The sequence below is a fragment of the Colwellia sp. PAMC 20917 genome (assembly GCF_001767295.1).
Taxonomy (GTDB): domain Bacteria; phylum Pseudomonadota; class Gammaproteobacteria; order Enterobacterales; family Alteromonadaceae; genus Colwellia_A.
The window spans coordinates 2,989,230-3,002,056 of sequence record NZ_CP014944.1 but is presented as its reverse complement, the minus strand read 5'-3'; the positions used below and the strand labels follow the sequence as shown (position 1 = coordinate 3,002,056).

At 37.6% G+C, this 12,827-nt stretch carries 12 protein-coding genes; 5 read left to right on the top strand and 7 right to left on the bottom strand.

Annotated elements, in window-relative coordinates; genetic code table 11:
• Positions 1-52 precede the first annotated feature (52 nt).
• The gene (locus A3Q34_RS12930; protein WP_070375730.1) at positions 53-1,597 is read left to right on the top strand and encodes a CHASE domain-containing protein; all 1,545 of its coding nucleotides are present in this window, start codon (positions 53-55) and stop codon (positions 1,595-1,597) included.
• A gap of 494 nt (positions 1,598-2,091) precedes the next feature.
• Here the strand turns inward: A3Q34_RS12930 and A3Q34_RS12925 are convergent, their stop codons facing one another.
• A complete protein-coding gene (locus A3Q34_RS12925) occupies positions 2,092-2,937 on the bottom strand; it encodes an HDOD domain-containing protein (RefSeq protein WP_070375729.1) in 846 nt (281 codons plus the stop codon).
• A gap of 192 nt (positions 2,938-3,129) precedes the next feature.
• A complete protein-coding gene (locus tag A3Q34_RS12920) occupies positions 3,130-3,966 on the bottom strand; it encodes a DUF2797 domain-containing protein (protein ID WP_070375728.1) in 837 nt (278 codons plus the stop codon).
• Positions 3,967-4,112: 146 nt separating this feature from the next.
• Here A3Q34_RS12920 and A3Q34_RS12915 point away from each other — a divergent pair, with 146 nt between their 5' ends.
• Positions 4,113-4,406, top strand: coding sequence for a GIY-YIG nuclease family protein (locus A3Q34_RS12915; RefSeq protein WP_070375727.1), 294 nt, complete (start codon positions 4,113-4,115; stop codon positions 4,404-4,406).
• 111 nt (positions 4,407-4,517) lie between these two features.
• Entirely contained in the window at positions 4,518-5,225 is a 708-nt protein-coding gene (locus tag A3Q34_RS12910) for a DUF3581 family protein (protein WP_070375726.1), read from the top strand.
• A gap of 22 nt (positions 5,226-5,247) precedes the next feature.
• On the opposite strand, the gene A3Q34_RS12905 is transcribed toward A3Q34_RS12910, so the two are convergent.
• Positions 5,248-5,775 (bottom strand): hypothetical protein, encoded by a 528-nt coding sequence (locus tag A3Q34_RS12905; RefSeq protein WP_070375725.1) that lies wholly within the window; start codon positions 5,773-5,775, stop codon positions 5,248-5,250.
• A 135-nt stretch (positions 5,776-5,910) separates the two neighbouring features.
• On the opposite strand from A3Q34_RS12905, the gene A3Q34_RS12900 reads away from it, so the two are divergent.
• Entirely contained in the window at positions 5,911-6,789 is an 879-nt protein-coding gene (locus A3Q34_RS12900; protein WP_157470984.1) for a DNA ligase, read from the top strand.
• A gap of 48 nt (positions 6,790-6,837) precedes the next feature.
• On the top strand, positions 6,838-7,452 hold the full coding sequence (locus A3Q34_RS12895; protein ID WP_070375724.1) for a LysE family translocator: 615 nt from the start codon (positions 6,838-6,840) through the stop codon (positions 7,450-7,452).
• Positions 7,453-7,462: 10 nt separating this feature from the next.
• On the opposite strand, the gene A3Q34_RS12890 is transcribed toward A3Q34_RS12895, so the two are convergent.
• From A3Q34_RS12890 to A3Q34_RS12875, 4 genes are all read right to left on the bottom strand, one after another.
• Complete coding sequence (locus tag A3Q34_RS12890) at positions 7,463-8,392, bottom strand: class I SAM-dependent methyltransferase (RefSeq protein ID WP_083278008.1); 930 nt, start codon at positions 8,390-8,392, stop codon at positions 7,463-7,465.
• 95 nt (positions 8,393-8,487) lie between these two features.
• Complete coding sequence (locus A3Q34_RS12885) at positions 8,488-9,912, bottom strand: sodium-dependent transporter (protein ID WP_070375723.1); 1,425 nt, start codon at positions 9,910-9,912, stop codon at positions 8,488-8,490.
• 239 nt (positions 9,913-10,151) lie between these two features.
• Entirely contained in the window at positions 10,152-10,994 is an 843-nt protein-coding gene (locus A3Q34_RS12880) for an HDOD domain-containing protein (protein WP_083278183.1), read from the bottom strand.
• A gap of 121 nt (positions 10,995-11,115) precedes the next feature.
• Positions 11,116-12,774 (bottom strand): M28 family metallopeptidase, encoded by a 1,659-nt coding sequence (locus tag A3Q34_RS12875; protein WP_070377152.1) that lies wholly within the window; start codon positions 12,772-12,774, stop codon positions 11,116-11,118.
• Positions 12,775-12,827: the final 53 nt, after the last annotated feature.

Genomic DNA, 12,827 nt, shown 5'->3' with positions numbered 1-12,827 from the left:
GAAGAGAAAGGATATGAGGCGCATACAAGTCTCTCACAAAGGGACGTGACCTTTGATTGCAAGCTTTAAAATATATTCAAAATCATTTTTTTTATCATTGCTTATATTAATCAGCTGCTTAACAATTACCTATATAGCATTCTATTCTACTCAGGCTGCTACAGAGAAAAATGTTCAAATATATTTCGATTTCCGAGTGAGAGAAGCGATTAAGCGTATTGAAAATCGAGTAGCGTTTTATAAAGAATCACTACGCGGAATCGGGGGCTTATTCAAGGCATCAGCAAGTGTCTCACGTGATCAATTCAAACGTTACACTTCTTCACTTAATCTGGAGGAACATTTTCCGGGAATACAGGGAGTTGGCTTTTCTATTTTGATCCCATCGGTATCAAAAAATAATCATATAGATACAATCCGCAGAGAAGGGTTCCCAGACTATTCAATCTACCCTGAAGGTAAGCGTGAGGTTTACTCATCAATCATCTATCTTGAACCATTTTCAGGTCGTAATTTGTGGGCGTTTGGATATGATATGTTCTCTGAAGAAGTGCGTAATAGAGCTATGCAAAATGCTATTGATAATGACAAAATCTCACTGTCTGGTAAAGTTAGATTAGTTCAAGAATCTGAAACAAATGAACAGGCTGGGTTTTTAATGTACCTACCTATTTACGAAAGGGATAAGCCTCAAACATTAATTACTGAACGTCGGGAGAACATTGTTGGTTGGGTATATTCTGTTTTTCGAATGAATGATTTTATGAAAGGTGTCCATGGGGAGTATGCTAACGACCTCGATATCGATATTTTTGATGGTGATGCCATATCATACCAAACACTAATGTTCGATTCTAATAAGTCGTTATCATTGGGAGAACCCTTGGATTCTGAAGGATATAAAATTTATCCTATAACTGTAGTCGATCATGCCTGGACAGTTCGAATTCGTCCTTTACCTACATTTCATTCGCGTATCGATACTGACAGACCAATAATGGTTGCACTGATTGGCTCTGCTGCTAGCTTAGCATTAACATTAATTGTTTGGTTGCTGCTGACAGGTCGATCGAGAGCACTACATGACTCTTTGCATGATTCTCTAACGGGTCTTCCAAACAGGAAGCTGTTTATAGAACGCTTACAGCAGGCGCTATTGATCAAATCACGCGAAAAAAGAAGTCTGGCTATATTGTTCATTGACTTGGATAAATTCAAACCCGTTAACGATTCGTTCGGACATATTGTAGGTGATCTAACATTGAGCGCGGTAGCTCAACGCATTAAAGGCTGTCTACGTAAGTCAGACACTGTAGCGCGTATCGGTGGAGATGAGTTTATTGTGTTGTTACCCACAATAAGAACAGAGCAAGATGCATCTGAAGTTTCAAAAAAGATTTGTCATGCGCTCAGTATGCCATTTGAGGTTGCCAAACAAAGCTTGAGTATATCTTCGAGCATAGGGGTTGCTATTCACCCTGAGCATGGCAGTGATGAAACCACGCTTATCAAAAATGCTGATACGGCCATGTATTATGCAAAAACTAGCGGTCGTAATAACGTAAAAATTTATAAACCAAGCATGAATATCCGCTAATACCTTAACTCTCCTCAGATCGAAAACTAAGTATTAGCAATGCTAATGTCCTGACCATATACGGTCTCAATTGTATCTATAATGTATTAGGAAACGAACTGATGGTCTACTTGTGACTGTAGTCATTGTGTTATTTTGGTTATTGATACTTCGCTCTGGCAAAAAAATTCAAAGTCTACAACTTTCACTTGCCTGGGATTCTCAGCTTAAGTGGCAGTGATCATAATTAGCATGCAAGTAAGTCCCGTTTGTTAAGTAAAGCTATTAGCGGAGTTAGGCAAGGCAAGGAAAAGTTAATTAGCAAGGATGGTAAAGACAGTTCTGCTACCTAAGTGGTTTATTACTCGGTGACACCCCATGATTAATGAGTGTATTAGCTGCGCAGACAAGGTAAGAGCAATAAAAATTGAGATGAGATTAGCTCAGCAAAGACAAGCTATTGCTAAATAGATCACTGCCCTCACCCACAGTTATTATATCAAAAGATATAGCGGTTAATAAAGCATAGAGGCACTTGGATTAAGTACAGCAAGAATACTTAAACGTTCCATATCACAGAAGTCGCTGGCATCACGCAACAGCTCTTGTTGCACTGATAACGCATCGAGTTTTTCATCACTAATGACATCGGCTTGGCAATGACTTTTGCATTGGTGGTTCAGTGTCATTATTCGTTTAGCAATATAAAGTAACTTAGTTTCGTCGGTACTATGTTGAAACTCCTCTTCATCTTGATAACGTATAGGTTCAATCAAGCTGTAAGGAAGTTGCCATTGTTTTAATAATTCAGCGGTAATGTCAGCGTAGGAAAAACCCAGTGTTTGTAGTTGTTTAGTCCAAGGCAATTCATCTGAATTAATATGCTTACATTGTTCTACTTTTTCAGGCATAAATTGATGTATGACTAATTCGCCTAAATTATGCAGCAAACCTAAAATAAATAATCGTTCCGCATTAGGTACGTTTAGTTTAGTGCCTAAAAATTTAACCGTTAATGCACAGTCAACACTACGCTCCCAAAAGTCATCTAAATATTCGGGACTGGCTTTTAGTTTTCTAAAGGCATCAGTGGTAAAATAAGCAATAACTAAGTTGTAAACTTCGGTAATACCCAAGATTAAAACCGCTTTAGAAATAGTGTCTATTTTACCAGGATAGTTAAAAAAAGAGCTGTTTGAGAGCTTTAAAATAGTCGCTGACAAGGCGGGATCAAGTAAAATGACATCCGCTATATCATCAATAGTTGATGATTCGTTATCAATTAACTCTTTAATGCGGATAAAAGAATCCGACAATACAAATATTTCACTCGCCTGTTCGGCGTATTCAACAGCATTCATAACAAAAATCCTAACAAGAAATATAGGGTTGTTTTTATATAAAAATAAAACACTCAGCAAATAAATTTAAAGCTAACACCCGCTGATGGCTCAGTTTTTCAATAAGATACAAGGTATTAGCAATAACCTAAATTTTACTCAAGTATAGACACTATATTAATAATAAGTGACTTATTTTCAGAAAAAGTCTAATTAGTCTTCAACGGTTAAGGCAACTTGGTAAGAGCCAAATTTTCTAATATTAATAACCCCCTTATCAAAAATAAGATATTGGCCTTTTATCCCTTGCAATAATCCTGAGACTTGGGGGGTTTTATCAAAGTTAAAAGAGCCGATTTTTTCTAAGTACTGTTCAACAGGAAAGTTCAAATTGACTACTGGTTCGTCAAGTAATTCAACGGCGTCTGCACCAAAGCGTAATTTAATATCGTCTAACTGTGCTGCAATTTCAGGTAGTAATGCTTGTGCTTTCGCTTTTAAATCAACCATTTCACCCGCACCTTTTAACATAGCTCGCCAGTTTGTTTTATCGGCAATAAACTTAGCCAGTGCTATTTCAACTAAACCCGATTGTAAGCGTGTACTTACTCTGAATAGTTTTAAAGCTTGTGTTGCACCTTGGTCAATCCAGCGGGTGGGTATTTGAGTATGGCGAGTAATGCCAACTTTAATGCCAGAGGTATTGGCTAAATAAACATAATGATTAACCATGCAATTTTTTACGCCCCATTCAGGCTCACGACAAGTCCCCTGAGCATGATGGCAAGTTTCTGGTTTCATAATACACATATCGCATTGAGCGAGCTTTTGCATACACGGATAACAAAAACCTTGCGAATAACTTTTCTTGGTTACTCTTGCACAATGACGACACGCTATTTTACCTTGGTAATCTAAAGTAATATTTTTCCCAATTAACGCATTCATATCAATGAGCTGATCGCCTATAGGTAATTGGTAATGAACGAGTCCGTTTTCATCTAACTGAGCAGTCATTTTACTCAAAGCACCTGCATCGTAATGGGTCATTTATTGTCTCGATATGTTTGATGGAGAAATTTAAAGGGCATGGTATAAAACTCTGTAAATGACAGCCAGCTTTTTATCGATTTCGGCAACAAAAATTGCGATACTATTGTTATATCAGCAAAACCTTTACAGCCAAGCCAACTTGTATGCAAAAAAAAGAACCAACCGCCAAGCCAACTTGGTTTGTTTATTATTTACGTTGTGCAGACAACAGTTTATACGCGGGTATTACTACCGACCTAATTCGCCGTTTAGGTGAGCATAATACTTGTAATAAAACAGGGGCTAAATATACGCGAGTTCGGCGGCCGGTCGAATTAGTTTACGCTGAGCCCCAAGAAAATCGTCAACTCGCTTGCAAGCGCGAATATCAACTAAAGAAGTTTACTAAGCTTAAAAAAGAGACCTTAGTGAAAGACTTTAAGCCAATAATTTTTTAGAAAAGCCCTGACAGTACTGGTCTGCTTAGTATTACTTTTATTAGATAATTTCCATTTGTCGACAAGTAACTGCTAGTATACGGCGGTTTTCACATAATAGATGTATGCAAAATGTTTCTAGAACGTTACTGTAATATTACAAACAATCAAATTAGTTTTTCTCGTCAGCAAGGTAGCGATTTCGCTAAAATAGTTGCCGATGATTTCAATCCGCTGCACGATGCCGATGCAAAACGTTTTTGCGTGCCAGGTGATTTACTTTTTTCATTAGTGCTAGAAAAGTCAGGTTTATCACAAAATATGGGCTTTACTTTTTCAGGTATGGTGACCGATGGCATTAAACTCAATTTTCCTGAAAAAATTGTCGAATCAGCAAGTATTCTTGATGATAATGCAAAAGAATATATGAAAATAGAGGCTTCAGGACAGTGTACAACTAACCGTCAATCGATCGATGCTTTGATCCGCGCCTACGTTGAGTTCTCTGGCCATACTTTTCCACATATTTTAGTGAAATTGATGTTTGAAAAAAATGTCATGATCAACCCAACACGTCCAATGGTGATGTACGAGAATATGTTTATTCATTTAGATGAAGTTGATTTTGCCGACGTGCAATTGCAATTAACGACGCCTAGCTTACTCATTGACGGTAAACGGGGTAAAGCAACCTTGCCTTTTGACTTAGTCGCTGATGGCAAAGTGATTGGTAATGGTAAAAAGCACATGTTACTCAGTGGCTTAAGAGATTATGACCAAACCACTATTGATAGTCTCGTTAATCATTACAATGATAAAAAAGCGCAGTACTTAAAATAACCCCTTAATAAGATGATGCTAGTTAAAATTTTATTAACATCATTTTATCAAACGCTAGCTGTTGTGTTCTTCTGTTTTCCACACAAAAAGCAAACTTTTTAATTGTTTTAGGTCGCGAGCATAGCTTTGGCTGTTGATAGTACTCCAGCCATGCTCGCAACTTTTCTCCTTGATAGCGAGATTTTAAGACCAGCGCAGCTGAGGTTTCGAAGGGATCTATACGGTTTTCTTTAATATCACTAGCTGAACTTCTCGATAACTGCTGACCTTTAACAGATATTTTTATCGGCTTTTTTTTCTGTTTATTTTGCTTATTTACTATGGGCTTTTTTAATCGACTTTGTTGACATTGCCACCATTTTGTTCGAGCACTTTCTTCTTGTTTTTTCAAACGTTCACTTCGTTTTACACTATGACCTTGTCTTTGCTGAGACTGAATATTAGCTAACTTATCTTCATAGCGCTGACAGTGTTTTTTCCCAGCAAAGCTTTGCTGAGAAAAAATTAAAGTCATACTTATAAAAAAAAGTTTAAAATGTACTTTATACATAGCTCCTCCTTGAACTTCGCAATAAAACAACAACTAGCATTAACAGCTTAGTACATTTAATTAACATTACATTAGCAATCGCAAAAAAAACTTCTATACTAAAACCTATCGAGAAATGAGCAAGGATGTTCAATTTTGAAAATATTCACCTTAAAATATTTTGCCATATTCACCAGTTTTATCCTTTGGCCACAAGGCTACACCTCAGAGTTACCAAAAATTCAGCTGGCTACGCCTTATAAAGTAGAGAGTAAAACCCCGATAAAGATCAGCGAATATTTTGTTAGTGAAAAACTTGACGGTATTCGAGGTTATTGGAACGGTAAAAACTTATTAACCCGTGGCGGTAATCTTATCCATGCGCCAAAATGGTTTACTCAAGGTTGGCCATTAACCTATCTTGATGGCGAACTATGGAGCAAGCGCGCTGAATTTGAAAAGATCAGCAGCTGTGTTAGAAAGCATGCCCCCCAACAGCGAATCACAATAAGTTGTTGGCAGAAAATACGCTTTATGGTTTTTGATTTACCCAAGCATTCAGGTACTTTTAGTGAGCGTATTAAGCAAATGAAAGCTGAGATGGCAACAACAGACAATCACTATTGGCAAGTCATAAAACAAGAGAAAGTAAACTCAATTGCGATATTGAATCAACGTTTAGCAGACGTGGTCGAAAAAGGCGGGGAAGGACTGATGCTACATCATCAAGCCGCCTATTATAAAATAGGGAGAAGCAAAGACCTGATAAAATTAAAACAATATGATGATAGTGAAGCGATCGTTGTTGCTTATATCGCAGGTAAAGGCAAGTACAAAAATATGATGGGATCGATAAGAGTAAAAATGAAGTCAGGCTTACTCTTTAAAATTGGTAGTGGTTTTACTGACGAACAACGTAAAAACCCACCAAAGATTGGTAGCACAATTACCTTTAAATACATTGGTAAAACAGCGCGAGGTGTGCCAAAATTTGCTAGCTTTTTACGTGTGCGTACCTTAGCGTTGAGCCAGTAAAATAGACAAAATTACGATTCAATCCTTTAAAAAAGAGAATAATAATTAATGGAATTTCACTTATGGTTATCTTTTGTGGTTATTTGTATGATGGGCGCTTTATCACCAGGCCCGAGTTTAGCATTAGTCATCAAAAATACCCTCGCTGGCGGAACACCACAAGGTTATGCGACGGCGATTAGTCACGGTTTAGGCGTTGCACTTTACGCGGCGATTACAGCAACAGGCATAGCGGTAATTATCGTTAAATCGCCTTTAATATTTAGTATTATTCAATATGCAGGCGCTGCTTTTTTACTTTACTTGGGGGTAAAATCATTATTAAGTAAAAAAAATAACCAAGTATTTTCTCAAGATGACTCCGCGGCAAAAACACAGGTAAATGGCTGGCGAGATGGCTTTTTAATTGCCTTTTTAAATCCTAAACTTGCTATTTTCTTTCTCGCATTATTTAGCCAGTTTTTAGCAGGAGATGCCAGCAGTGAACAAAAAGTAATAATGACTGCCACCGTAGGCAGCATTGATGCTTTATGGTATTGCCTAGTAACCTTTACACTATCGCGCGGTAATATCATTAGTAAGTTACGTGAAAACAGCCATATTGTTGACAAGGTAACCGGCAGTTTTTTGATATTACTTGCAGCACGAATAGTGATTAGCTAAGTATGGTTTATTAACACATCTCAACATAGCGAAAATAAAGTACTTTCAAGCCCTTACCTGCTTCAGCCTCAACAAACACTTCGGGGTTTTCAATACGATGCTGAAATTGACACTGAGGGCACTCTCTAGCGACTTCCGCTAACAAAAAGTTCTCACTTAAATCAGGGGAATTTAAACAGAGTATAACATCACTATTATTTGCCATTAATACCGGCAAACGTTTAATTATTTTCTGGTAATCTCGCTCAATATTGACACTCCCTTTTTGAAATGAAGGTGGATCGCAGATTAATAAATCATAAGGACCATATTTTTTTAACTTGCCGTAAGATTTAAAAATATCGACACCTTCATACTTTACCTTACTCGCCTCTTGCTTATTAAGTTTATGGTTTTCACGTCCTGTTGATAAAGCGCCTTTACTCATATCAATATTAACGACTTGCTCTGCACCACCGGCGATGGCAGCAATAGAGAAAGCACAGGTGTAGGCAAAAAGGTTTAACACTTTTTTACCTTGACTGTTATCTTTGACCCACTGGCGGCCATTACTCATATCAAGAAACAGTCCAGAATTTTGTGCCTTCCCCAAACTAAGGTGATATTGCAAACCATGTTCTTGAGCGTTTAATGCGTTGATCTCTTCTCCCCAGAGTACTTCACTTGGCGAAAATTTTCGGCTACGATACTGCACTTGGATAGATAGACATTGTGGTAGCAACTGTTGGATCACGATAACTTGTTCACTTAACCAAGCCTCTTCAACCTCTTGGTAAAGCGTAATAAGCACAACGGGTGAGAACCAATCAACATTAACATGGGTTAAGCCAGGGTAAGCATGACCACGACCGTGAAATAATCGCTGACAATCGACGAGCTTATTTTCATTTTGAAGACGGACTAAAATAGGTTGAAGATGTGTTTGAAGCGTTGAATTCATAACTTAATTTTTTATGGCCAAAAATAAAGCCGCATAATAACAAATTATGCGGCTTTACGTTCAAATCGTTTGCCTGTTTAGTCTAGATTAATAAACTAAAATCCAAAAATACTAAAAGCAAAGAATTTTTGTGTCACCGTATTCAAGAAAATACCCAAGACAATGACTGGAATAAAAGTGCCTAATGAAAAGTTAACGTACTTTTCTACCCAAGAGCCTTTATAGGTATCGTTACCAATAGCCAGCTCTTCTGACAAGTTATGCTTTTTCCAACGATAGCTAACGAAAACACATAATAAAAAGCCGTTTAACGGTAAAATAGTATCGTAGAAAATATCATAAACCACGTCAAAGAATGAACGTGTGCCCCCAGCATAACTGGTAAATTCAGTAAAGAATGACACCATACCAAAAGAGACCATAGCAAAGACTGTTAGCGCGCCACCAACAATCATTAAAATGGATAAAGCTTTTCTGCGGCTATGTTTCTTTTCAGTCACTAAGTAAGAAACGGGTACTTCAATAATCGATACCAGTGATGTTATTGCAGCAAAAAAGACCAACAGGAAGAAAAATGCCGCAACAGCACTCGCACCAATATAACCAAGCGACACTTGTAATGCTAAAAATATTTTAGGTAAAAAAGTAAAGATCAATGAGACTGAGCTGTCACTTAATTCCGCTGGGTTAACATTCGGGTTGAATGAAAACACCGCAGGTAAAATCATTAAACCGGCAGTAAAGGCAACAGCGGTGTCGGTTAGTGCAACCAGTTTTGCAGAATTAACTATGTCGGTTTTATTATTAATATATGAACCGTAAGTAATTAAAATCCCCATACCGAGTGATAGCGAGAAAAAGGCTTGTGACAATGCGCCATTAATGACTGAAGGAGTAATTTTATCAAAATCAGGAACAATAAAGAATTTCACACCAGCAAAAGCATTTTCTAGTGTTAAGACGTAAACCACCATAATTATCAACATCACAAATAATGTTGGCATTAAAACTTTTGCCGCTTTTTCTATGCCCTCTTTGACACCTGCCACTAAGATGAAGTTGACAATAGCCGCTACGGCAAACATAGCAACAAATAAATAGGGACTGTTGATGAACTCACCAAAACCATTGCCACTGGCTAAGTAATCTAATTTACCCGCGAGTGTTAATGCAACATAGCCAAAAATCCAGACCGTTAGCACCATATAAAAAACCGCAATCATAAAGGGAGTTAAGACACCGAATATACCAGCGATGCCCCAACCTCTACTGCCGCCACTTAACGCTTTGTAGGCGCCAACAGGTTCTTTTTGGGTTTTTCGACCAACGGCCATTTCTGCAATCATCACCGGTAAACAAATTAAAAATACGAATATTGCATACATGATTAAAAATGCGCCACCCCCATTTTTAGCTGCGTTTACTGGAAAGCCAACTAAATTGCCAATACCAACAGCAGAACCTGCTGCTGCCAAAATAAATCCAAGTTTAGAGCTAAACTGCTCTCTCGATGCGCTCATAAATGTCCTTAATTATAATTATTTGTAGGGCATATTTTGTATAGTTTATTAACTATACGAAAAAAAGAATTGCCTGATGCTAGCAGGCTTTATAATTAATGTCTTCTTTTAGAACGAAGGTATTAGTAATTAAGTGTATAAATATAGTTGCACTTAGACAACAACCAGCCAAACCATTGAAAAACAGACAATAAAAATAATATATTTAGCAAGATACGCTTCTGTACAGCCCCGTTTTGCTATTTTGAGAAGAGCCCACCATTCATAATAGTAAGAATATTTTCCGCTTCTTCTGCCGCAAACACTATTGCCTGAGCTAAATCATCACTTGAAATATTTAAATTCGCGCATAAGCTTTCATCAACACTATCATCATAATCAAACTGATCAGGGTGACTATCAACTAAAGCTAAGCGAGATGCTAAATAGAGTACCTTGACATCTTTATTAATTTGAATAGTTTTCGCTTCATTAAAGTGACGGATCGGTAAAATGATTTTTTCAGGTATTTGCCATATCTTTAACAGTTCGGCAGAAATATCAGTATAAGTAAAACCCAAGGCTTGCTTTTGTAATACCCAAGGCAATTGTTCTGCTGAATATTTTTCACATTTTTTTGCAATCTCAGGGGTTATTTTTGCGACAATCAATTCACCAAAATTTTGCAAGAGTCCGGCAACAAAAAGCCGTTCAATATCTCGTATACCTGCTTTAATGGCTAAGTTTTTAGTCGCTAAGCCACAAAAGATACTCATTCGCCAGAAGCGTTTTAAATCGATAGCCTGATTTGAAAAATGCTTAAAAGCGGTTGCCGCAACATCCACTAACATCATGTTATAAATAGCTTGCGTACCTATAATGGTAATGGCACGTGAAATAGTACTTATTTCGCCAGGAAAACTATAAATCGCACTATTTGCTATTTGTAATAAACGCGAAGTCATCGAAGGATCGACACTGATCACATTAGCAAAGTCTTCAATGCTTGAATCTTCATTGTCCATTAAGGCTTTAATTTTAAAGCAGGCATCGGGAAGCGCAAAAGAGCCATTGGCTTGAAGCGCATATTGGTGAGCATCCATTGGGTTATCAATCATTTTTTATAGAATAATATTAATAGTGTAGCTTGTTGCTTTAAAACAGAAAACAAAAAAAACGCAGTGATCTTCATCACTGCGTTTTTATATTTTCTATTGAGGTGTTTTACTGAGCGAAAGTTTTTCCAAAAAAATCACCTTGGTTCCATGTTGGACGCTTATCACCATTAGCAATTTCTAAACCTATCATCATATTCACTTCGGCAAAACTTGCCGCGGCATCGTAACGAATAGGTAAGGTTATTTCATCACTGTGCTGATGATAATGATTTTTAAGAAAATCACCAAATACCGCACCACCATCTATTTCAGGATCTTTAGATTTAAAGCCCGTCATTAAGAATACAGATGGAATACCAGCTTTTACAAAGCTGTAATGATCGCTGCGAGTAAATAACGCCTGCTCTGGCATAGGATCGTCACTTAACGATAAATTAATTTTTTCTGCCGCACTCGCAACGATAGGTCCTAAACTTGAGTGTGTAGAACCGAAAGCAATAATATCGGCGAACGGATATAAAATTAATGGCATATCTAAATTAACATTGGCGACCATTTGTGATGCAGGTACCGTTGGGTTTGTTGCAAAGTAACTAGATCCTAATAAGCCTTTTTCTTCAGCCGTTACCACCACGAACAAAATAGAACGCTTTGGCTTTTCAGGCATAGCTGATAACAAACGCGCAGTTTCTAGTAGTATTGCAACGCCTGAGGCGTTATCAAGCGCACCATTATTAATTTTATCTTCTTCATCACCATGACTACTAAGACCGATATGGTCAAGGTGCGCACTAAAAACAACATACTCATCTTTTAGACTTGGATCGCTTCCTTCAATAGCCGCAATGATATTTGGGCTAGTAATCTCTTCATGGCGACTTTTACTGGCCATTTCAACGGTTGATTTTAATGCAAAACCTTTAATGGCTACATTGTTTGTATCGTCGCTAAGAATATCCGCTAAAGTTCGCTCAGCACCAACAAATAAAGCCGCTGCAGACTCGGCACTGAGATAAGCTCCGCCTTTCAACTGGGGATGTTTACCAAAAGGTATTCCGTCTTTATTTAACCAGTTAAGCCGTGGTGCATCGGCATAACTAGCCGTTTTAGTAAAGGTGCGCACTGCATCGCGTTTTGGCGTATGAATCGTGATAAAACCAACAGCACCATTTTTAACAGCACTTTTTATTTTTTCACTACCAGAGCCAATATGAGCGCCTTCTTCTGAAGGCAAATCGTCTGGACGGCCTGTTAAGACGACAACAACTTTTCCTTCAACATCAATATCTTTATAGTCGTTATAACCAAAATCTTCAGAAACAACGCCGTAACCAATGAAAACCGTTTCCGCTGATATAGCCGATTCTGTCGCTGCACTGTCACCCGACATAATAAACGCATCTTTAAATTTGAGCGCAACTTCACCATCGCTATTGATTACCGATAACTTAGCACTATTTTCTTCAAGAAATGCTTTACGAAAGGTAACTTGCTGCTCAAAACCTGCTTGCTCACCCATAGGCGTTAAACCTAATTGCTTGAAGTATGACTTTACGTAATTAGCCGCAATTTGATAACCGTCGCTGCCGGTATCTCTGCCTAACAATGTATCGTCGGCTAAAAATTCTATGTGAGCTCGAATATTGTTTTCATTAACTTGTGGTGTTTTTTCGGCAACAGTTATCGTTGCTTTTTCGCTTTGCCCACACGCAGATAAAAATGCGATAGTTAATAAACTTACGCTGGCTATTAATTTAAATTTCATTGGTTTTTTCATATTATGACTTAATTTTTTTTAAGATTGGTAGATTTATATCG